The 22,883-nt window shown below is 40.6% G+C and carries 14 protein-coding genes; 7 read left to right on the top strand and 7 right to left on the bottom strand.

Going from position 1 to position 22,883, the window contains the following annotated elements; all coding sequences use genetic code 11:
• The first annotated feature begins 18 nt into the window (after positions 1-18).
• Positions 19-2,502, top strand: a complete 2,484-nt coding sequence (locus tag ACVWYN_RS03620; protein WP_457287460.1) for a YfhO family protein — start codon at positions 19-21, stop codon at positions 2,500-2,502.
• A 1,346-nt stretch (positions 2,503-3,848) separates the two neighbouring features.
• Here ACVWYN_RS03620 and ACVWYN_RS03615 read toward each other — a convergent pair.
• The 4 genes from ACVWYN_RS03615 to ACVWYN_RS03600 all read right to left on the bottom strand — a co-directional run bounded on the left by ACVWYN_RS03615 (position 3,849) and on the right by ACVWYN_RS03600 (position 9,650).
• Positions 3,849-4,469: an FMN-binding negative transcriptional regulator gene (locus ACVWYN_RS03615; RefSeq protein WP_457287459.1), complete on the bottom strand. Its 621-nt coding sequence runs from the start codon at positions 4,467-4,469 to the stop codon at positions 3,849-3,851.
• A gap of 187 nt (positions 4,470-4,656) precedes the next feature.
• A complete protein-coding gene (locus ACVWYN_RS03610) occupies positions 4,657-5,670 on the bottom strand; it encodes a YncE family protein (RefSeq protein WP_457287458.1) in 1,014 nt (337 codons plus the stop codon).
• A 37-nt stretch (positions 5,671-5,707) separates the two neighbouring features.
• Positions 5,708-6,916 carry a right-handed parallel beta-helix repeat-containing protein gene (locus ACVWYN_RS03605; RefSeq protein ID WP_457287457.1) on the bottom strand — a complete coding sequence of 403 codons (1,209 nt, stop codon included), beginning with the start codon at positions 6,914-6,916 and terminating at the stop codon, positions 5,708-5,710.
• Positions 6,917-6,929: 13 nt separating this feature from the next.
• Positions 6,930-9,650: a TonB-dependent receptor domain-containing protein gene (locus tag ACVWYN_RS03600; RefSeq protein ID WP_457287456.1), complete on the bottom strand. Its 2,721-nt coding sequence runs from the start codon at positions 9,648-9,650 to the stop codon at positions 6,930-6,932.
• A 258-nt stretch (positions 9,651-9,908) separates the two neighbouring features.
• On the opposite strand from ACVWYN_RS03600, the gene hemW reads away from it, so the two are divergent.
• Positions 9,909-11,048, top strand: a complete 1,140-nt coding sequence (gene hemW / locus ACVWYN_RS03595; RefSeq protein ID WP_457287455.1) for a radical SAM family heme chaperone HemW — start codon at positions 9,909-9,911, stop codon at positions 11,046-11,048.
• A gap of 11 nt (positions 11,049-11,059) precedes the next feature.
• Positions 11,060-11,848, top strand: a complete 789-nt coding sequence (locus ACVWYN_RS03590; RefSeq protein ID WP_457287454.1) for an SDR family oxidoreductase — start codon at positions 11,060-11,062, stop codon at positions 11,846-11,848.
• An 8-nt stretch (positions 11,849-11,856) separates the two neighbouring features.
• On the opposite strand, the gene ACVWYN_RS03585 is transcribed toward ACVWYN_RS03590, so the two are convergent.
• Both ACVWYN_RS03585 and ACVWYN_RS03580 read right to left on the bottom strand, forming a co-directional pair.
• Positions 11,857-13,122: a DUF1501 domain-containing protein gene (locus ACVWYN_RS03585; RefSeq protein WP_457287453.1), complete on the bottom strand. Its 1,266-nt coding sequence runs from the start codon at positions 13,120-13,122 to the stop codon at positions 11,857-11,859.
• Positions 13,123-13,142: 20 nt separating this feature from the next.
• Entirely contained in the window at positions 13,143-15,149 is a 2,007-nt protein-coding gene (locus tag ACVWYN_RS03580; protein WP_457287452.1) for a DUF1800 domain-containing protein, read from the bottom strand.
• A 164-nt stretch (positions 15,150-15,313) separates the two neighbouring features.
• On the opposite strand from ACVWYN_RS03580, the gene ACVWYN_RS03575 reads away from it, so the two are divergent.
• On the top strand, positions 15,314-17,002 hold the full coding sequence (locus ACVWYN_RS03575) for a sodium/sugar symporter (RefSeq protein ID WP_457287451.1): 1,689 nt from the start codon (positions 15,314-15,316) through the stop codon (positions 17,000-17,002).
• Positions 17,003-17,037: 35 nt separating this feature from the next.
• On the opposite strand, the gene ACVWYN_RS03570 is transcribed toward ACVWYN_RS03575, so the two are convergent.
• Positions 17,038-19,152: an outer membrane protein assembly factor BamB family protein gene (locus ACVWYN_RS03570; protein WP_457287450.1), complete on the bottom strand. Its 2,115-nt coding sequence runs from the start codon at positions 19,150-19,152 to the stop codon at positions 17,038-17,040.
• Positions 19,153-19,316: 164 nt separating this feature from the next.
• Here ACVWYN_RS03570 and ACVWYN_RS03565 point away from each other — a divergent pair, with 164 nt between their 5' ends.
• From ACVWYN_RS03565 to ACVWYN_RS03555, 3 genes are all read left to right on the top strand, one after another.
• Positions 19,317-20,198, top strand: a complete 882-nt coding sequence (locus ACVWYN_RS03565; protein WP_457287449.1) for a cupin-like domain-containing protein — start codon at positions 19,317-19,319, stop codon at positions 20,196-20,198.
• A gap of 76 nt (positions 20,199-20,274) precedes the next feature.
• Complete coding sequence (locus ACVWYN_RS03560; protein ID WP_457287448.1) at positions 20,275-21,372, top strand: vWA domain-containing protein; 1,098 nt, start codon at positions 20,275-20,277, stop codon at positions 21,370-21,372.
• A 17-nt stretch (positions 21,373-21,389) separates the two neighbouring features.
• Positions 21,390-22,883: a sigma 54-interacting transcriptional regulator gene (locus ACVWYN_RS03555; RefSeq protein ID WP_457287447.1), complete on the top strand. Its 1,494-nt coding sequence runs from the start codon at positions 21,390-21,392 to the stop codon at positions 22,881-22,883.

Raw genomic sequence — 22,883 nt, 5'->3', positions numbered from 1 at the left:
TTTTATTAGTTTTACGCCATGAAGAAGTGGTTTCAGTCTAATAGTCAACATCTCCTGATCATTGCAATTTTCTTTGCTTTATGTTTCGCCTATTTTATTCCGGCTATTGAAGGAAAAATGCTTTACCAAAGTGATGTTATGGAAGCCAGGGCCATGTCAAAAGAGATCATGGATGTAAAAGCGGCGACAGGCACAGCTCCGCTGTGGACCAACTCCATGTATGGTGGAATGCCCGCTTTTCAAATCTGGGCAAAGTATCCGGGTAATATCACAACTTACGTTATCTCGTTTTTGAAGACTGTTTTTCCAGATCCAATAGACATCATACTTTGTTTTTTACTGGGCTCCTATTTTTTACTTTCTGTATTAAAAATGAAGCCCTGGCTGGCTGCTGCAGGTGCAATAGCGCTTGCCTTCAGTTCCTATAACTTTATTTACATACTTGCAGGTCATAGCAACCACGCTATGGCTATGGCTTTCTTTGCACCCATATTGGCTTCGATGCTGCTCACGCTTAGAGGAGGCAAATACCTATTGAGCGGAAGCCTGCTTACCGCATTTTTTGTGGCACTGGAAATCCGGACCAATCACATCCAGATGACCTATTACCTCTTCATCATACTACTCATCTTTGTATTGATAGAATTATACCATGCGTTTACCGCTAAACAAACCAAACCATTCTTTACTGCACTAGCATACCTTTCTGTTTCATTACTATTAGCTGTTGCCATCAATGCCGGCTCGCTATGGTCTACCTGGCAGTATGGGCAGGAAACCATCCGGGGCAAATCAAACCTTAGCAGGAAAAGTACAGAATCTACCAGCGGACTAGATAGGGCCTATGCTTATCAATATAGTCAGGGTGTTGGCGAGATCTCTACATTCCTTGTTCCAAACAGTTATGGAGGCTCCTCATCAGACAGATTTCCAGAAGGAGTATCGCAAGTAGAAAAAGGCCTGATCGCCAATGGCATACCTCAAGATCAGGTCCCAAAAATAATGGAATACCTTACACAAGAAGGTATCTATCGGCCATACTGGGGGGCCAAACCCAGCACTGTAGGTTCCTGGTATTTTGGCGCAATTGTGGTATTTCTTTTTGTACTGGGTTTATTCATAGTCAACAATCGGTTCAAATGGTGGATTGCCTCCACTTCCTTCCTATTTATATTCCTGTCTTTCGGTAAAAACTTTCCGCTGGTGTCCGACTTGTTCTTCGACTATTTTCCAATGTATAACAAGTTTAGGTCGGTAGATTTTGCCCTGGCCATTCCGGCTTTTTTAATACCAATTCTGGCTTTCCTTGCACTTAAAGAACTCGTTGAACAAAAAGACAAGCGTAAAGACCTGATAAAAAAACTACTGTTATCGTTTTATATCACAGGTGCCGTGCTGCTGATCTTCTTGCTTTTTCCAACCTTCCTATTGAGCTTCAAGGTACCCGAACATGAAGAAATAATTGCCAGTTTAGCTAAAGCATTTGGCGGCAATGCTACATTGGCACAAGCCATTGGCGATGGCCTGGTGGCAGATAGGATCTCTTTAACCCGTACCGATGCCTTGCGCTCGCTTTTGTTTGTATTGATTGGATTTGGAAGTTTATGGTTCCTCCTTAAATCTAAATTAAAAGCAGAAACGGCAATTATAATAATTGGTCTGGCTACACTAGTTGATATGTGGGGAGTCGATCGTAGGTACCTGAACAACGATAACTTTTACGACAAATCACAATTGGATCAAAACTTCTTGCCAACTGCTGCAGATCAGCAGATCATGGCAGATCCAGCATTAGACTATCGCGTATTGGATTTAACAAAGCAAAGTCCATTTTTTGATGCAGCACCGTCTTATTTCCATAAATCAGTTGGCGGAAGACACTCTGCCCGTTTGCAGCGCTATGATGAATTGATGAGCAATCAATTTAACGGCAAACTAAATGAACCGGTGTTGGACATGCTCAATACCAAATACTTCATTGTGCCAGATAGTGCATCTCGAACACAAAAAGTAGTACATCGGACTACTGCACTGGGCAATGCATGGTTTGTAGATACGATCAAATATGTGAAAGGAGCTAATCAGGAGATGGATGCCATCACCTCATTCAACCCTAAAACTGTTGCAATAGTAGACCAAAGCTTCATGGCTTTAGCAAGCAATACCATATCAGCACCAGACACTACAGCAAAGATTGAGCTGAAAAGCTATCATCCAGATCGTTTAATTTACAAATACCACAACAACCAGGACGCCATTGCAGTTTTCGCAGAGATCTGGTACAATAAGGGTTGGAATGCCTATGTGGATGGAAAGAAGAGCCCCTACTTTAGGGCCAACTACATTCTTCGCGCAATGAAACTCCCAGGCGGCACACATAGTTTGGAGTTTAAATTTGAGCCGGAGTCTTACCTGCTGGGTGATAAAATTTCTTTGGTAGCGTCTCTTATCTTGGTAATTGCAGCTGCGTATGCCATTTACAGACGTATCAAAGCAGCATAATGATAGATAGTCCGGGATACTTTCACTGTAAATTGAGGCCAGGGATATCCTAAAAAGAAGAAATGCCGATAATTGCTTTGCAGCAAATTACCGGCACTAAATTAACGCTCTCACGACAAATATACACACTCCAAAACAAATAGCAAATTTTTTTTAAAATTTTATTTAAGGATCTCCAACAATCGTTTCGTTTAGCCAAGTTTCTATAAAATTTACATGGGGTTTGCAGGTGTGTTTTACCATCGTTTTTATGGCTGGCACATCTAAGTCCTATGTTACTCCTATCAAGTCCTATTTCTGTACCAGCCATATAAGAGCCTGGTAAAAGAAGGGTAAGAGCCAGATATTTCGTAAAAGCGATTTTAATGCAAAGCCTTAGCGGCTTTTAATACGTCAATGAACTACTGCTGCCCGCTATCACAGCTGGCAGTTTAAATTTAACTAGTCGACTAATTAAAAAACTGAAACCAGAACACATGCCTATTATTTTTAGCTGATCAGCAAAGGCGGAGTGTCCCATGTGTACACCAATTATTCGGATTTACCCGATAAATTAGTAAAACTGAAGCTTATCAAAAGCTTGTTTTATCGTAAATGCAAATGTAGGAAAAATAGTTGAGATTTCCAAATAAATTATGGGATTATTTCGAATTAAACTCATTGATTTACAGTGATTTAATTACATTTATCACACCTATAAAAAGACTAATTTTATATCCTATTTATAGGTTGTTTTTACCCTGAAATTAGCACTTGGTTTACCCTATATTGTTTTCAGAACTTTAACTATACTTCCTTACCAAAAGGACTTGATTTGTAAAGGAATGCCGAACATTGGAGATTTTAATATCGCATTCAGGTAGATCTAAATCTGTGCAGTTTCCCGTATTAATGATGGAGCATTTTAAGTGGTTCCATTCCAGTTTCATTATGAGTTCATTTGTGTTTTCTTCGTGGTATAGTCGCGGTTTGTGCGGCTTAAGGTACCTCATACACGAAGAAACCACGACTAAACCTCGTTTAAATGGCCTTTAAACAGCGAACGATAATAAAACAATAGTGCAGTTGATTTCCTAATATTTTCAATAGCACCTACATCGCTTGGAGGGCCTTTCGTGCAGGCTACTAGGTATCTTGTAGCACTAGAGGTACCCTTTTCCCCTCCAAAGTACCTATAAAAGTGGTTTGAGTGCTACAACACCCCTATCAGTTTGATTTGTCATTATAACCTAAAGCTTCTCCATTTACCATACTCCCAATATCTTTTGTCTTTTTCAAAGTCAATTTTGTCGGATCAATATTAATTTTTAATTCAGCTGAACCAAAGCCATGCCCTAGCTAATACATTACTTATCGTCTGATAGCTGTTTACTCATGTATTCAGCTAAGTCTCTTTCGTTTTTATCCTGGCTAATGGAAAGGGAATCAATTATGTTTTTTTGTTCTTTTTCAGTTTTGTTCTGGCTCAATTTTTTCTTTGCTTGCAAATCGGTTACAGTTACCTCAAATGCAACAATGCCCCTAGCTAATTTCAATCTATAATCGACAGGTAAGTTATCCCATTGTTTTTTATATCCGGCTTCGTAATTATTGATGGTTGCTTCAAGTACATCAAAGGTACTTTGTTCGTCAGTTATTAACTTAGCATCTCCATAAGCATGAACTGCGATATAGTTCCAGGTTGGTACATTTAATTCTTTTTCGTAATGGCCCGGTGAGATATAAGCATGAGGCTGGCTAAATATTACTAAGGATTTATTGTCTTGCAAATCTTCCCAATGAGAATTTGCTTTGGCAAAGTGAGAAGTCAAAATGACTTGGTCTTCCCTAGTTGATATAATGAATGGCAAGTGTGTTGCATTAGGTAGGTTTGCTTTCGCACTAATAATTGTTGCAAAACAAAACGCCTTCATAAAAGCAACAATTTCATCTTGGTCAACGGTTAAAAAGTTTTTAGGAATATACATTATATCTACCTGTTGAATTTGCTTGTAAATTACATATTTATTTGATAAGTGGATGACGTCAAAGCTTCAAGAACAAGTTAGGAATTATGTTCCGAAGCAGGTATGTGGGTAATATGGCTTTAAAAGATTTGACAATATAAGCCACAATTATAATAATCGGGTTAATCCAAACAGATCCCTTCTGTGTTTAATTTTTTAACCTAAAGACCAATAACTTAAATGAACCGGGCAACGGGATTTTACTACCCTGCTGATAGTCAGATACAGGAAAATATATTTCATGTGTTTCTGCATCTAAAGCCATTGTTTTAGCACGAGGCTGTGTAATTAATGTTTGCAGTAATGTATAGCTATCAGGACTGTTTTGTTTAAATACATTGGCCGTACCGTCACCATTAGAGGCGATGACCAGTTTGTTAACTGCATCATAAACTACTGCGTCCACACCCGCGCCAATGGGCAAGGTTTGTAAAACTTTACCATTGGTAGCATCAATTACGCTCATTCCTTTATTTTCGCGACAAACGGTAAACAGCCGTTGATTCTTTTTATCCAAGGCGAGGCCAGTTGGTCCACCACAGCGATCAAGGGGGTAGCTTTTAGACACCTTCAACGTTTTAGTATCGATAACTGCAAGCCTACTTTTATCTTCCAGATTGGTATAAATCAACCCCTTGCCGTTAGATACTGCAAATTCAGGCTCACCGCCTGCATCTATAGCGCCAACTTGTGTTAATTCCTGCGGATCGATGACAGCGACAGAACTACTGTGACCCTCAAACGCAAAAACTTTTTTGGAGAACGGGTCGTAAATTATTGCGTCAGGATTTTTGCCGGTTATCGGGATGGTTTTAATAATCTTTAGTGTTTTAATATCAAAAGCAATAATGGCGTTAGCCTTACCATCGGTAATGAAGCCCCTATTTAAATCATTCACAATAGCGATGCCGTGTACTCCCTGCATACCGTCTATAATCCCGATTGCTTTGCCGCTTTTAAGATCTACCACATTCACGATCGTGCCATGCGAAGCATACAAATGATGGTTTGCCTGATCAATATATACATAATCATTGCCGCCATCTCCGGGCAGCGGTATTGTTTTTTCTAAAACGTATAGATTTTTTTGCGCAAAAACATTTGCTGAATTGATGCCACACCAAAAGGTAATACTTAGTAGAATGTAATATATTTTTTTCATGTTAATGGATTGTATAATGGTTTAAATAATTTGCTAATTAATGTTGATTGCCTTTACCGTCAGAAGTATAAGCACCCAAGTCAAGGTTGTATTTGGGGTTACCTGCACTGAAGGCGGGGGAATTGTTCTGTAAACGAAAGTCATAACTATTTGGAAAACCGTTTGGTGCCGCTACCGTACCGTCGAAATTCACGAACAATGGGTCCTTATCGCCTATCTTTTTAGAGATTAGATCTGACACTTGTGGCTTACCCAGTGCACCTTCCGGATAGAAATTATCCCGGATACTGATTTTTTGTGTAGGCACTACCAAATCAGCATAGGTATCAACAGTTGCGTAAAACAAGTTGTTTCCATAGGTAGTTTTAGTTAGGTCGCCGTCTGTAAATAGCTCAATGCCATGATAACAATTAACGATGATATTATTGTAAATATGGCCGATGGCATTAACGCCTACAGATACTGCCCGACCTGGTTCTGCCGACCCCCGGCGCCAGCCAATGGACACAAAGGTATTGTTATAAACGTCAACTTCAGTTTGCGGGAATGGTACTTTGGAGCTTGTTTCCAGTTTAACACCGGAACCCGCCTGGCTGAAGATCACGTTATAAGCGACCACGCCTTTAATACCGGTTTTCAGATTAATACCTTCACCATCGGTACTACCGGATGAACTGATGGTATTTCTTAAAAGGGTAACCGTAGCGCCATTGCTAATGGCCATTAAATCATCCTGACCATTAGTGAACCAGGAGTCTTCAATGTCTACATTGATCGCTTTAGCAACTTTAAGGGTTCCCCTGGCAGATCCTGAAGCGTCAGGCCCACCGGTGTTGTCAATATGTGTCCACTTAATGGTAATGGCCTGTGCAGTATCGCATTTGAAACCTCCCCAGGTACCTGGCTTATTACTATCTGAGTTGAATGAGATTGGCTGATCTTTTGAACCAATTAATTTCAACGCTCCCTGAACAATAATCTGTGCATTGTTCTTTACAATGACAACGGTACCGGGCTGTGCGGACAGTGTATCGCCTTTCTTTATAGTTATATCGGCAGTGACCGTATAAGTTTGCCCAGTTAATAACGTTCCCTTTACGAAACCGCTTATATTACCCGGTGTAATTGGACTGGAGGTTGGTATTTTTATTTGGTTGAAGGTAGTTACTTCTGATTTTTTACAGGCGTTGAAGGTCAACGCCAACAGCAAACCTGCTGCAAGCGTATAGGTATAGCTTAATTTCATCTTCTTATTTATTTTAAAGTGCATAACGGAAACCTATATTGAAGTTTACATTATAAATATCCCGCGACTGAATAAGATTGTTGATCTTAACCGTTGTAGGCGTGTTCAGGATGTTATTGACCTTGGTTGTCAAGGTAAAGTGCTTGCCTACCTGCTTTTCTCCTGAAAGTGCCAGGAAAGACTGTGGTTGCTGATAATAGTCATAACCATAATTGCTATATACAAGCGTTAGTGTACGGCTGGTATAGGTGTATGCTAGTTGCACGAATGCCTTTTGCGTATCATTTTTATACATTACCGATAGGTTCACAACGTTTCCAGTCTGTCCCTGCAGCGGCCTGCTTTGCAGTTTCGGAACCGATGTAGTTACACCACCGGCATCAGTGGAAGTATAGATTTTAGTAGTGTTAATATCAGAATAAGTGTAGGTATAATTACCTGACACACCGAAGTCGCCAAAGTATTTGCTGTAAACTACTTCGGCACCAGCTACTTTTGCTGTTCCAAAGTTTTGAGGCGTTGTACTTAGCTGGCCATTGTTTGAACTATTTAATGCAAATTCAATCGGATTAACGATATTCTTATAAAAACCACCGATAAATATTTGTTCTTCCTTTTTCGGGAAAAGTTCAAATCGGAGGTCATAATTATCTGCTACAGTATGCTGTACAAATGGGTTACCAGTTACATCAGTACTTTGTCCTAATGTTGGAGTAGGCACCAATTCGTATAGCGCCGGGCGTGAAATAGATTTAAAATAAGACGCACGTAAATTTGATATTTCAGTTAGCCTGTATTTAAACTGCAAACTCGGCAAAACATCTGCATAAGTTTTTTTAGAATTGCTTCTGATGTCCAGTACCACCGGATGTGTATCATAGCCCTGCTGAGTCTTTTCTAATCGCAAGCCACCTACAACATCCATCTGATTTAGCGTAAGTTTAAATTCGCCATAACCAGATGTTATATTTTCATACGCCGTATAATTAGCCTTATCACTTGCCAGTGAACCGGTAACATTGTAAACTATCCAGTCGGCCGAGTAGATATCAGTGAACGGGCTTTTTACTCCATTTGCTGTTGCTGTAGGTCGTAATGAATATTCATTTTGACGATTATATCGTGTGCTATGCCGATATAATCCTCCTGCTTTTAATTCTATTGATTTGTTAGCGCCCAAGCCAGTTTTATAACCCAGGTTCGCCATAGCACTCAGATCTTTATTGCCATTTTTTTGCCAGATGCGGGATATATTATTAAAATAGTTAGGTGTGTTGGTAAAATCGGGATTGACTAAATGGTTATAAGAAATATCCGCCCGATCTGGCGAAATCTGTGTAGCATTAGAATAAACCCCCGCCCAGTCAAATAGGAAATGCTGAGACAACACATGCTTGGCTGATAGTTTAAGATTTTCCACATATTGGTTCTGAAGGGTAGAACGATTGTCATTAAATACTGTACCTGTTCCAGGACCCACTCGGCCGCCGTTGCCCCCTAAAATAGAGGTATCGATGCTTAAACGGGTTTGGGCAAGACGTGTATAGAGGAACACATTGTCAAGGCTAATCTTATTCTGATCGTCGAATTTATAATCTACGTGACCTGATAAACCATTGTTCAATTGTTGCGTGGAATAAGTACGGTTGGCCACATCGGAAATGACCGGCTGAAAACCTTTGCCTGGCCGTGTATCTAATTGCGCATTATTAAACTGTGAATTGGTACCATAATATTGATTTTGATAACTATCCCCAATAATAAAACCCAATTTGTTATTAAAGAAACGGCGACCATAAGTAAAGCCCAGCAGCGATGTAGCTGGTGCATTCTTGCGAGTAAAATCCAGGTTAGCCCTTGAAAAGTATCCCGGTGTAGCCAGGTAAGAAGATCCAAACCTTTTAATGGGACTTTGCCTTTGCACCGCACCTTGGTTGAAATCATCATATTTTCTGTTTAAAAACAGACCGCTGTAACCAATAGAACCATTGGCTTTGAAATATTCATACTCGGGAGCATCTTTAAACACCAGGTTAACTGTTCCGCCAATCGCATCTCCTTCCATCTCCGGTGTTAATGATTTACTTACTTCAATCTTTTCCAACAAATCCGATGGTACGATGCTTAAGGAAATGAAACGAGATACCGGGTCCGGACTGGTTACTTTAACACCGTTGATCAGGGTATTGTTATAACGCGGCTCCAAGCCCCTGATAATGGCATAGGCATCATCAGAACCGCTATTACGCTGAATAGTAACCGCTGAAACACGGGCTAGCGCATTGGCTGCACTGATATCCGGTGACCGCTTCATGGCTTGTTCTGAAAGAACGTTAGTGATGTTATTTGCATTTTTCTCAGAGCGACGCGAAGAGGTTTCTGATTCTCCATCAGTTTTCCCATATACCTGAACCTGTTTAAGTGACTTTGACTTTTCCGAAAGTTTGATATTTAAAACTTGACTCTCGGAAATCTGGATCTTTTCTTCATATTCGGCATAGCCAACATATTTGACTTTTAATTTGTACTCCCCTCGAGTTATATCGTTAATTGAATAATAGCCAAACGCATCTGTAATGGCGCCGCCTTTTTTATCCTCGAAGTGCACATATGCACCTGTCAGGGGCTCGCTAGTATTTTTATCAACAACCTGCCCTTTTAAAATAATTTGTTGGGCATAGGAAAAGGAAGCTATAAAAAGGAGCCCTGTAATGAGGTAGAATGTTTTCTTCATAGAGAATTTTTGATCGAAAGACCCGACCAAATCTGGAGGAAAACTGAATAAATAAATAGAAAGTAAAATATTAATATATTAATAATCAACAATTAACATTTCATTGGTGCTTTCAACAGCTACTTAACATGTATCGTTTTTCATTTAACAATACCTTAATGGAAAAGTGCCCATAATATTGGTGACTTTTTATTTATTACTTTTGTTACTCGTCAAATCTGAATAGTAACTCCAGAGTAGCGTAAAAATTAACATCATATGTCCGGTATATATATCCACATTCCATTTTGTAAAAAGGCTTGTACCTACTGTGATTTTCACTTTAGTACTTCTTTAAAGTATGTAGATGAAATGACAGATGCGATTTGCGATGAAATTTCTAAGAAGAAGGACAGGATCACAGATCAAGTAGGCACCATTTACTTTGGCGGAGGCACTCCTTCGGTATTGCCGACTAAACATTTTGAAAAAATCTTTAATACCATCACCAAAAACTTCTCCGTTACAGCTGATGCAGAGATTACGATTGAAGCAAATCCAGACGACCTTAGTTCCTCAAAGATCTCTGAGCTTAGGCAGTTGCCCGTGAACCGCTTTAGCATTGGTATTCAGTCTTTTTTTGAGGAAGATCTGATTTGGATGAATAGGGCACACAATGCCAGCGAAGCAGAAACTTGTATTAAAAGGAGTCAGGATGCAGGCTTTGAAAACCTGAGTATTGACCTCATCTACGGCTACCCCCTGCTTACGGACACTAAATGGCTGCAGAATATTAATAAAGCAATTGAACTGGAAACGCCACATATATCAGCCTATTCCTTAACCGTTGAGCCACGCACAGCATTGGCCAGTTCTATAAAAAGAGGAAAAGATATTCCGCTAAATGATGAGCAAAGTGCCGCCCAATTTATCGCGTTAATTGATAAACTGAAGCTCGCCAATTTTGATCATTACGAAATTTCTAACTTTAGTAAACCCGGAAAGCACGCAGTGCACAACACCAACTATTGGCGAGGTGTTCCTTATTTAGGCATTGGTCCTTCTGCTCATGGTTTTAATGGTAATGTCAGGTATCTCAACATAGCCAATAACGCCGCTTATCTAAGTAGCATGGCCGAAGGAAAAATACCAGAAAGCATTGAGGAATTGGGTATTTACGATAGGTTTAATGAGTATATGATGACTTCCCTTCGTACCATGTGGGGCAGTAGTTTAACTAAGATTGAAAACGAGTTTGGTCAATTTTTCCTGGCCGATACACTTAAAACCAGTAAAACTTTTGTGCAGCGAAACTGGCTGACAGAGAACGAGGGTTATTTACAATTAACTGATGATGGTAAGCTCTTTGCAGATTATATTGCATCCGAATTTTTCCTCTCTATTGAAGACCACAGATAAATAGCAATACCATGAATAAAAACGTGATCTGGATAACAGGTGCTTCTTCAGGCATAGGCGAAGCATTGGTTAATGCATACAGTAATGAAGGTGCTAAGCTGATTATTTCTTCCCGCAACAGAGAGGAATTGTACAGGGTTAAAATGGCTACTAAAAACATGATTAACATTCACGTTCTGCCACTTGACCTTGCCGATACCGCGTCGCTTAATCAGAAAGCTGAAGAAGCATTGCGCATATTTGGACGCATTGATCTGCTAATTAATAGTGGTGGGATTAGTCAGCGTGCCCTAGCTCTTGATACTCAGTTAGAAACCGAACAGCGTGTGATGAACGTGAATTTTTGGGGAACAGTGGTTTTGAGTAAAGCGGTACTTCCTTTGATGATTAAAAATGGTGGGGGACAAATCGTATGCATCAGCAGTCTTACTGGCAAGTTCGGAACAAGATTGCGCTCCGCCTATGCGGCTTCTAAACATGCGCTTCATGGGTATTTTGATTCACTTCGCTCGGAAGTTTTCGATAAAAACATAACAATAACCATAATTTGTCCTGGTTTTATTAAAACAAATGTATCCATCAATGCCGTAACAGGTGATGGTTCTCCTCAAGGAACAATGGATGGAGATCAGGAAAATGGTATGTCTGCTGAAGAATGCGCAGCGAAAATAGTTGCTGCCATTAAAGCTAAAAAGGAAGAGGTTTATGTAGGTGGAAAAGAAGTTAAAGGGGTTTGGCTTAAACGCTTCTTCCCCTTAAGATTTTCCAAATACATGAGAACAGCCAAAGTAACGCGTTAAGTAATCCCTTAGCTCATCACCCCGATCTGTTTACCCGTCCATTCCGGGAATAATATTTTATCGTTATGGATGCCAAGGTGTTTATCTGCTACCTCGCTAAACACACTCCTGAAATCTGTAGTTACTGCCAGATCTCTTCCATCTTCCAAATTTTCTACAGCTAATGGATTTACTAATCCATGTACCAAACCTCCTTTAACACCGCTACCCAATATAAAATTACAGGAAGCGCGACCGTGATCTGTTCCTCCTGTTCCATTTTGTTTTACGGTACGGCCAAATTCAGTCATTGTCATCACCGTTACATCGTCTTGTAAAGTTCCCATGTCCTTCCAAAATGCCATCATACTCTCGCTCAGATCATTTACATTTCGGGCAAATATCCCGGTTTCTTTACCTTGATTAAAGTGGGTATCCCAGCCACCTGATTCAGTAAAGGCCACCTCCATACCTACATCCATTTTTATAAGCTGTGCAATTTGTTTTAAGGAATTACCTAAAGATGTATTGGGATAAACCGCATTGTTTTCAGGTTTGTAATTTTTTATATCAGTTTTCTGAAGCATTTTAATGGCATCAAAACTTTCTTTCCCGGTTTCTTTTAACAAGCTGGAAGAGGTTTGATCATATAGGTCTTCAAAGCTTTTGGCTGTGCTATTTACCAACCCCGCACTGCCTTTCATTTGCAGATTAAAATCTTGCAAGTTATTGATAGCTACCGCAGCATTGTCACCATAAAAAGATCTGGGTAAAGATGAGGTAAGGCTAACTCCCTGGAACGGTGTTGCGGCTTCATGACCCAACAAACCCACTGCTCTATTTAACCAACCGCTATCAGTCCCCTTTTTAAAAGGCGTCCCTGATTCCATATAATCCTGCGCATCAAAATGAGAACGGGTATTATTTGGAGACCCAATGCCATGTACAATGGCCATTCGTTTATCTCTGAATGCAGACTCAAAAGCAGACATTGATGGGTGCAAACCAAATTTACCATCCAGGTCTATCAACGGATTTACAGATGAACCCTGCGCGGCCGACATAAACAAATTTGGTCGTGCAGCTTTCAAATATTCATCTGTAAACGGAGTAACAGCCATTAATCCATCCATGGCGCCACGTTGAAATATGCATACCATCACCTTGCGTCTTTTAAATAATCCTGGTGCTTTTGTGCCAGCAACAGCGTTGGCAAGAAAGCCTGGTATGCCTCCTAATCCAATACCAAACAGGGCCAAGCCCCCTCCTTTTATAAATCCTCTTCTTGAAGTCATGATCTATTTCTTTTAGGTCTTTATTTACGTTGAAATTCTGGAGAGCCGATAATTACACCCACCACCTGGGCCAGCATGTTGTTGTTTACTACAGCTACAGAAACAGGCTTAATTTTTTTAGGCTCAGTTCCCTCATCACTCATCATATTGTCTCCCTCTCTCTGCTGCATTGCGGGTTGAAGTACCGGCGACTTTTCCGCAGCCTTAGCTACTTTCGCCGTTAATTCCGGATCGTTTAACATTGGTTTTAATCGCTCAATTGTTTTTGTCAGGTCGCGCTCTGGCATAACCAGTTTGCTGTATGTAGACAAAGCAGCTTCTGAGCTCTCGGGCTCATGGTTGTTATTTAGTGCTAGTAAATTGATTTTAATACCCGGTATTCTTTGAGCCGCTAATGCCAATCCGAAATTCATCCTATTGAGCAACGCACCTGTGTTTATCCAGTATTGTCCACGGTCTGGAAAACCGGTTGGTGCCTGGTAATAGTACATCTTTTGTCCCATTTTGTTAATCCAGTTGTAAAGCTGATAAGGCTGGGTAATTTGTGCATCAAGCCCCCTTACTGCACTGATGGCCAACTCAAATGGAGACTTGGTTTTCTCTCGCAGGGAGCTGGCCGACCAGAATTCTGGTGCGGATACCATAGTAATCATCACTTGTTTAATATCGCCATCTGTACTCAAAAAAGTCTTGGCCATTTTATCAACCAGCTTAGGATCTGGCTGATCATTAACAAATCTGGTAGCTAATTTCTTAGCAATGAACTTAGCGGTTGAAGGATGATGTGCCAGCATATTTAGCAAATCAACTCCTTCCTGATATCCGCCTCCGGCGGGAAATTTTTTACCTAAAACTGTTTTCTCCTGATTATCATGGCGAGGTGGAACGAACAGGAAGTCGCCTTCTTTTACAAAGCCCCTCTTTCCCAGGTTTTCTTCTCCAATTTTTTCAATCACTTTCTTGTAGGCGGCACCATAACCCCCTTCGTCGCCCATTGGTGCGATAGTCCAACCTGTTAATACTCTGGCGGCTTGTGTTACATCGCTTTGGGTATAGCCTCCGTCAACACCTAGCGTATGCAATTCCATAACTTCCCTTGCATAATTTTCATTCAATCCACCAGAGGTTTTTTTATTTTGTTGGGCCTTTTTTAGTTTTCCCACCATTGCTGTATCCAATGGAGAAAGGTTCTTGTTGTTCATTCTTCTCCGAAACAAGTTTGCACGGACTTTAGCACCCATATCTGTGTTGGGATTGGCCATTTGCATGCCATCCATATCTGTTGCAGCGACAGGCTGACCAGCACTGGTGAAATTATCCAGATAAATGAGCATGGCCGGCGATTTGGCAGTAGCCATTAATAATGTGCTGAACTTGCCCGTTACATTGGGACGGATTACGTCACGCTCAAAGGCTGGCACGTACGCAGCACATTGATTTTTTGTAAGCGATACATTAAAATGATTAAACCAAAAATCCGTAAGCAACTCTTGTAGCTGGTTATTGGTGTAGGTAGCACGCAACATTTTCTGATTGATGAACTGGCGAAGCAGATCCTGTTCCTGTCCGTACCCCTTTAAATCTCTATAACCCTGAAGTTGCTTCCTATAGGCTTTTTGATCACCCTTATTTACGGAATCCTTATTGATTACACCTTCTTTAATAGCCATTCTTAGCACCTTAGGTGCACGGGGATATTTGTTTTCAACCTCGGTGTTGGTTAAATTAATATCTGCAAAAGGCTTTAGCATGGCTTCCAATTCCTGATCCGGCTGTCCGCCATCGAGCTCCTTTTTAAACCATTTTTCCAATCCTTCTTTCACTACTTCATCAACATCGCCTGCTTTAACTCCATAGGTAAAACGACTAAGCAAATGAGCTGCCGCCTGACGTTCTGTAAGTCCGGCCTGCTTATAAGGGAAGGTCAGCTTAATTAGGGCAGTTTTACTACTTTGAAATGCAGTAAATAAAATGGTTAAACTGAGAACAAATAAAAATGAACTGATCACTCTAACTGGTGTTTTCATAGAGAATACTTTTATAATTGTTATGGGTATGACAACTAAAAGATTAAAAAGATTAAAATAAATGTAACGTTACCTGCATTTTAAATAGGTAATTTATAATTTTTGCCGCTGTTTTCATCAGTTATGGAATTGGTTTATTAACTTTATTTAACCAATACAAACTCATGAACACTTTAAGCACTTACGATTACGTCGTTTTCCTGGTATATTTTTTCATTGTGGCCATCTATGGCTGGATGGTATACCGCAAAAAACAAGCACAAAAAGAAAACTCTAAAGATTTCTTCCTTGCAAAAGATTCCTTAACCTGGTGGGCCATTGGAGCCTCGCTAATTGCTTCCAATATATCTGCAGAGCAATTTATTGGGATGAGCGGATCAGGTTTTAAAATGGGTCTTGCCATAGCTACTTATGAATGGATGGCCGCAGCCACCCTGATCATTGTGGCTGTATTTTTTATACCGGTATACATCAAGAATAAGATCTATACCATGCCCCAGTTTCTTGGGCAGCGTTACAACAGTACGGTAGCCATGATCATGGCTATATTCTGGCTGTTGCTATATGTAGTAGTTAACCTAACTTCAATTTTATACCTGGGGGCACTTGCTATTAACAGTATATCAGGAATTAATACGACGGCCTGTATGTATATCCTTTCTGTATTTGCCGTAATTATTACCCTTGGTGGAATGAAAGTAATCGGATATACAGATGTAATACAGGTATTCTTCTTAATTCTGGGCGGTTTGGCAACAACCTATTTGGCTTTAGAACTGGTTGCAACGCATTTTGGTACTTCAGGCGTATTAAATGGATTAAGCCTGATCAAAGAAAAGGCATCAGACCATCTTCACATGATTTTCCATAAAGAAAGCCCACATTATATGGATCTGCCTGGCTTAACGGTATTGATTGGTGGAATGTGGATTGTAAACCTTAACTACTGGGGTTGTAACCAATACATTACCCAAAGAGCATTAGGAGCTGATCTGAAAACTGCAAGAGGCGGTTTATTATTCGCCGCGGGTTTAAAGCTATTGATGCCGGTTATTGTGGTATTGCCAGGTATTGCAGCTTATGTATTATATAAAGAAGGTTATGGATCTTTCCAAACCGCCATGCTTAAGGATGGTTCATTAAATGCCGATTCTGCCTATCCTGTATTACTGAACTTATTGCCTGCCGGATTGAAAGGACTTTCTTTTGCAGCATTGACAGCGGCTATTGTTGCCTCTTTAGCTGGTAAAGCAAATAGTATTGCAACCATCTTTACTCTTGATGTGTACAAGAAAGTAATTAATAAGAATGCTGATGAGAAAAAGCAGGTAATTATAGGTCGGATCACAGTTATTGTAGCAATGGTTCTAGCAATTGTAATTGCACCTCAATTAGGTATTGATAAAAAGGGAGGCTTCCAGTTTATACAAGAGTATACGGGTTTCGTATCTCCAGGTATCTTTGCGATGTTTATACTGGGCTTTTTCTGGAAAAGAACCACCTCAAATGCTGCCCTTTTTGCGACTATAGGAGGTTTCCTATTATCTGTTGGCTTTAAGGTATTACCAATGTTTGCCAATCTGGAATGGTTAAGTCCTTTTGGATTCTCTAAACTTGCAGAACAAAAAGATGGAACGATGTTGTACGAGATTCCCTTTCTGGACAGGATGGGGTTCGTATTCCTGATCTGTGTAGTTTCCATGTTTATCATTAGCAAAATGGAGAACAGAAAAGGCGTTAACCCTAAAGGTCTGGAAATTGATAGGGGAATGTTTAAAACCAGTCCGGCTTTTGCTGTTGGCGCTTTGTTAATTTGCGGGGTAATTGTTGCCCTTTATAGTATTTTCTGGTAAAATAGGAGTATAGAGGGGCAGCAAAACTGCTCCTCTTATTTTAAGGAGAAGGCTATATAGCTATCGCCTTTTTTTGTTCCCAGCTTTGCTCCTCCACAAGCGACAACAATGTATTGCTTACCATTAACCTGGTATGTGCTTGGCGTAGCATAACCCGCCGCAGGCAATTCTATTTCCCACAACAGTGTTCCTGTTCTTTTATCATATGCCCTAAACATACCGTCTTTAGTAGCGGCAATGAAAAGCAGTCCACCGGCAGTAACTACTGGTCCGCCATAATTCTCTGTACCCGTTTGAGGAATGCCCTTTGCAGTAAGTTCTTTGAACTCCCCAAGTGTTTTTTGCCATAAGTGTTTACCCGTATTCATATCTATAGCTGTGAGCCTGCCCCAAGGTGGAGAAATTGCAGGATAACCGTTGTTGTCCAAAAATTTGTTATAACCATCAAATTGGTAAGGTCGCCCGGCGGGCTTTGCAGCATTGACCGTTGCAACATTGGGTGCTTCTGTTTTTTCTTCTTTGAATAGAAAATCTACAATTGTTTGTTTCTGAATACTTGTTAAACTGCTAAAACCGGGCATCATACCCTTTCCAGTGGTGATGAGACGGGTTGCCTCCTTACGTGCCAACTTTGCTTTAATGTTTACTAAAGAAGGAAACCCGCTGGCCGGATTGCCTTTGAGCTCAGGTCCGTGACAGGTAATACAAGTATTGTTATAAAGTAAATTACCCGGACTTAAACTACTTTCTTTATCTTCTTTAGGAGTTAAACTAAGGCTAAACAACCAGGGCATTTCATTAGAATTTACATACAAAATACCCTCGGGATCTGCTGCTGCGCCACCCCATTCGGCACCGCCATCTGCCCCAGGCAATACTACAGTTGGTGTAAGGCCAAGCGGCTGAAACAAACCTTTTCCTGATTTCCTAAAGATAGATAGTAGCTGAGCCCTGTTCCCTGCAAGAGAACTGATCTCGCTTTCAGTAACAGTTTGTCGCGAGAACGGCGCAGGGAGCACAGGTATAGGTTGAGTAGGCCATGCCTGCTCCCCAGGAAGTTGGGATGCAGGAAAAGTTTGTTCCTTAATCGGGAATAAGGGTACGCCCGTACTCCTGTTAAAAAGGAATACCATACCCTGCTTCGTAATTTGGGCCACTGCATCTATAAACGTTCCATTGTGCTTAACCCTGATTAAATTTGGTGGCGCAGGAATGTCTTTGTCCCAGATGTCGTGGTGTATAAATTGGTAATGCCAAATATATTTGCCGGTTCTTACGTTAAGTGCGATTAGACAGTTGGCATAAAGATTTGCACCAAGCCTGTCTCCTCCATAAAAATCAAATGCAGCAGAACCTGTTGGTATAAAGATCATTTCTCTTTTCCTGTCTACCGCCATTCCGGCCCAATTGTTAACAGCGCCTACATCTCCCTTCGCTTTTACATCTGCCGGCCAGGTATTTGCACCCGGTTCACCAGGATCTGGTAAGGTTTTGAAAACCCATGCTATCTTCCCTGTTTTAACATTAAATGCCTGCACATAACCAATAGCCGCACCATAACCTTCACCTACGCGAATGGGCATTACAATCAGGTCTTCAAACAAGGTTCCCGGAGTAGTAGAAATTACATACTGATCTTTTGCAGCTGGCTCCAGTCCGGATTTTAAACTTACTCTCCCAGCATCTCCGAAGGAAGAAATGGGCTGACCGGTTTCAGCATTCAATGCCCAGAGATCTGAATTGTACGCATATAGAATTCTTTTATCATTACCATCTTCCCAATAAGTTACTCCCCTATTGGCATTAGAAGTAGGTTCGCCGGGTTGTTTATACCGCCATTTCTCTATACCCGTGGCGGCATCAAGTGCAAAAACCTGGTTGGAAGCGGTTACACCATATAGTAACCCTTTTACCATAATCGGATTACACTGTACCTGACCAGAATCACCAGACTTGTATTCCCATGCCATTTGCAACTTGCTTACATTCTTTAAGTTAATCTGCGACAGAGAAGAATAGTGGTTACGATCTGGTCCACCCAAATATTCGGACCATTCAGTCTGCTGGTTAGGGCGGTTCAGTTTGCTTTCACAACCTAATAAAAATATAATGGTTATTAATGAAAAGACGAATCTGGTATTGTTATCCATAAAATGATATCTGGTTATTTGCGAGGATAGGACCACGGGTTCCTATAAAAGTAAGATTTTGGAAAATACCATCCGTGTTAAAATCAAGTAAATTTTATATGTTTGCCTTATATAAGATCGGTTAATAGGCATATCGTCGTTTACGAGTATCTTATCCTTAAAATATGAGCTTTAATTTAAAGCCGGTAGATACCGTGGAGCAAATCAGCCCTGCTGATTTCAAAAAAAATTACCTGGACCCCAGGAGACCATTAGTAATTAAAGGTTTAACCAAAACATGGCCGGCCAGGGAAAAGTGGACTACAGATTACCTTAAGGAAATTGCGGGTGATGTAAACGTGAGCCTGATGGATAACTCTAAAGCTGATCCTTCAAAACCTATTAATGCATCTGTTGCCAATATGCGTTTTGGTGATTATCTGGATTTGATTAAATCTAAACCAACTGAACTACGCATCTTCTTTTTCAACCTGTTTAAGCATGTACCTTCACTGGTAGAAGACATCGTAATCCCAAAAGAGCTGATGGGTGGATTTATTGAAAGCATGCCTGCTATGTTTTTTGGAGGCTCTAATTCTGTTACTTTTTTACACTACGATATTGACCTGCCCCATCTTTTCCATACCCACTTTGGCGGCAGGAAACACATTATCCTGTTCGACAATAAATGGAAAAAAAGACTGTATTGTATCCCTAACGCCACCTACGCGCTGGAAGACTATGATGTAGCCAACCCAGATACTAAAAAATTCCCTGCATTGGAAGGGGTTGAAGGCTATGAAGTATTTCTGGAACATGGGGATACGCTGTTTATGCCAACTGGTATGTGGCACTGGATGAAATACCTTGATGGATCTTTCTCTTTAAGTTTGAGGGCCTGGGATGCTTCAATAACCAGGAAAGCGCAAAGCGTATTTAACCTGGCCTTAAAAGGAGGAATAGATAGCTTGCTGAAGATGGCATTCAAAGCGCCTTATGCTAAATGGAGAGAAAAGTTGGCTATTAAAAGAGCCAACCGTGCTTTAGCCAGCGGAAGCCCTAAATAACAGGGTATTTTTACAAGGGGATAACATTAATCAAACCTTAAACTTTTACCTTCGATAATTCGTTTATTATCAATATATGAGAGGGTTCCAGTTTTCAAATTTAATGCCTGACGATTTGCCTAAGGGTGGATTTGATGAATTGCTTAAACTTTTTACCCAGTTGCTTAACTATACTGCAGGTGATGCAGGGGAAACTCTGGCCTGGATGAACGAGCTGGATAAAAAATATAAGTTTACAACCAACGATTATGGTATGGGTGACTTCATAGATGACCTGAAAGATAAAGGTTATATTAAGGAGGATGGAAAGAACGGCGATTTAAGCATTACCAGCAAAACAGAGCAGACGATACGTAAATCTGCATTAGAAGAGATTTTTGGGAAGCTAAAAAAAGCCGGCAAAGGAAATCACAACAGCAATCTATCAGGTATTGGCGAGGAGAAGAATGCGGATAGAAGAGAGTTTAATTTTGGCGATAGTCTGGATCAGATAGATATGACTGCCTCCATTCAGAATTCCCTGATTAATCATGGCATTGGCGATTTCACTTTGACTGAGCGTGATCTGGAAGTGGAAGAGAAGGATTACAAAACACTCACTTCTACTGTTTTAATGATTGATATTTCCCATTCCATGATTCTTTACGGGGAAGACCGCATCACACCTGCCAAAAAGGTAGCTATGGCTTTAGCCGAGCTGATCAAAACTAGATATCCTAAAGATACACTGGATATTGTTGTGTTTGGTAACGATGCATGGCCAATTTCAGTTAAAGACCTGCCTTATCTTCAGGTTGGCCCATTCCATACCAACACTTTTGCTGGATTAGAATTGGCTACCGACCTTCTGCGCAGGCGCAAGACACATAATAAACAGATCTTTATGATCACAGATGGTAAGCCTACCTGCCTAAAAGAGAATGGTCGCTATTACAAAAATAGCATGGGACTGGATAGGAAGGTGGTTAACAAGACCCTTAATATGGCGGCCCAGTGCAAAAGGCTGAATATACCAATTACCACATTTATGATTGCGCAAGACCCATACTTACAGCAATTTGTGCGTGAATTTACCCAAATAAATGGAGGCCGTGCTTTTTATAGTTCTCTTACTGGCCTGGGCGAATACATATTTGAAGATTACATCAAAAACAGAAGAAAAACAGTGCGGTAATTTACTACGACTACTAAATGGATCACATCAACATAAAAACACTTGGCGCTTTAAAAGACGCTGGCTATCAATCACAAACAGTTAAAGATGAACTGCGTAAGAACCTGATTAAACAGCTCCAAAATAAGGAAGCTGGTTTTGAAGGTATTCTTGGATACGACGAAACTGTTATTCCTGAACTTCAAACGGCCATTTTATCGAGGCATAATATTTTGCTACTCGGCCTACGCGGACAGGCTAAGACACGTATTGCGCGCTTAATGGTTAACCTTTTGGATGAATATATTCCGTACGTTGCAGGCAGCGAGATCTTCGATGACCCTTTAAACCCGATATCCTGGTATGCAAAACACGAAATTTTCATTCATGGCGACAATACTCCGGTTAGCTGGCAACATCGAGCAGACCGTTATACTGAAAAGCTGGCAACACCGGACGTAACAGTAGCGGATTTGATTGGCGATGTTGACCCCATCAAAGCAGCTACCTTGAAACTTACTTATAACGATGAGCGTGTAATACACTTTGGTTTGATACCGAGGGCTCATAGAAGCATCTTTGTTATTAACGAACTTCCCGATCTTCAGGCACGTATACAGGTAGCTTTATTTAATATGTTACAGGAAAAAGACATCCAGATCCGAGGTTTCAAACTACGCTTGCCATTGGATGTACAGTTTGTATTTACAGCGAACCCTGAAGATTACACCAATAGAGGGTCTATAGTTACGCCTTTGAAAGACCGGATAGAAAGTCAGATCCTGACACATTATCCTAAATCGATCAACATATCCAGGAAAATCACTTTCCAGGAAGCGAAACTTACAGGAGAGCAAAAGCTGATAGAAGCTGATGGATTGGTTAAAGACCTGGTGGAACAGGTGGCCTTCGAAGCCCGTCAAAGTGAATTTATTGATCAAAAATCTGGGGTTTCTGCCAGATTAACCATTTCTGCCTACGAAAACTTAATTAGTACAGCCGAACGCAGAATGCTGATCAATAGCGAAAAAACAACGTTTGTAAGGCTATCTGATTTAACTGGCATTATACCAGCGGTAACAGGCAAGATTGAGCTCGTTTATGAAGGAGAACTAGAGGGCCCAGCAAAAGTAGCCAATACACTTATTGGTAAGGCCATAAAAACCTTATTTGTGCGCTTCTTCCCTGATCCTGAAAAAGCGAAGAAAAGCAAAACGGCAAACCCTTATCATAGCATTACGGAATGGTTTACTGAAGGTAATACACTTGATGTTTCTGATGCACTAACAGCCATCAAATACAAAAAAGAGCTAATGCGCGTAACAGGACTTTATGATCTGGTTAAAAAATTCCATCCGAAGCTGAGCGAGAACCAAACGTTATTGCTAATGGAGTTTGTATTGCACGGACTAGCTGAGCATTCTCAACTGAGCAAAAAGTACCTTGATGGAGGTTTCGGTTTCTCTGACATGTTTGAAAGCCTATTCAATACCGATCTGAATGAAGAAGATGATGATATTGATTTTAGATAA

It is taken from the genome of Pedobacter sp. UYP24 (assembly GCF_054057295.1).
This window is presented reverse-complemented; position numbering and strand designations above follow the sequence as displayed.

What these genes read in the sequence shown, in the direction of transcription:
- ACVWYN_RS03620 (WP_457287460.1), top strand. Translation starts at nt 19, where the DNA reads ATGAAGAAGTGGTTTCAGTCTAATAGTCAACATCTCCTGATCATTGCA.
- ACVWYN_RS03575 (WP_457287451.1), top strand. Translation starts at nt 15,314, where the DNA reads ATGAACACTTTAAGCACTTACGATTACGTCGTTTTCCTGGTATATTTT.
- ACVWYN_RS03590 (WP_457287454.1), top strand. Translation starts at nt 11,060, where the DNA reads ATGAATAAAAACGTGATCTGGATAACAGGTGCTTCTTCAGGCATAGGC.
- ACVWYN_RS03565 (WP_457287449.1), top strand. Translation starts at nt 19,317, where the DNA reads ATGAGCTTTAATTTAAAGCCGGTAGATACCGTGGAGCAAATCAGCCCT.
- ACVWYN_RS03600 (WP_457287456.1), bottom strand. Translation starts at nt 9,650, where the DNA reads ATGAAGAAAACATTCTACCTCATTACAGGGCTCCTTTTTATAGCTTCC.
- ACVWYN_RS03615 (WP_457287459.1), bottom strand. Translation starts at nt 4,469, where the DNA reads ATGTATATTCCTAAAAACTTTTTAACCGTTGACCAAGATGAAATTGTT.
- ACVWYN_RS03570 (WP_457287450.1), bottom strand. Translation starts at nt 19,152, where the DNA reads ATGGATAACAATACCAGATTCGTCTTTTCATTAATAACCATTATATTT.
- hemW (WP_457287455.1), top strand. Translation starts at nt 9,909, where the DNA reads ATGTCCGGTATATATATCCACATTCCATTTTGTAAAAAGGCTTGTACC.
- ACVWYN_RS03555 (WP_457287447.1), top strand. Translation starts at nt 21,390, where the DNA reads ATGGATCACATCAACATAAAAACACTTGGCGCTTTAAAAGACGCTGGC.
- ACVWYN_RS03560 (WP_457287448.1), top strand. Translation starts at nt 20,275, where the DNA reads ATGAGAGGGTTCCAGTTTTCAAATTTAATGCCTGACGATTTGCCTAAG.
- ACVWYN_RS03605 (WP_457287457.1), bottom strand. Translation starts at nt 6,916, where the DNA reads ATGAAATTAAGCTATACCTATACGCTTGCAGCAGGTTTGCTGTTGGCG.
- ACVWYN_RS03585 (WP_457287453.1), bottom strand. Translation starts at nt 13,122, where the DNA reads ATGACTTCAAGAAGAGGATTTATAAAAGGAGGGGGCTTGGCCCTGTTT.
- ACVWYN_RS03610 (WP_457287458.1), bottom strand. Translation starts at nt 5,670, where the DNA reads ATGAAAAAAATATATTACATTCTACTAAGTATTACCTTTTGGTGTGGC.
- ACVWYN_RS03580 (WP_457287452.1), bottom strand. Translation starts at nt 15,149, where the DNA reads ATGAAAACACCAGTTAGAGTGATCAGTTCATTTTTATTTGTTCTCAGT.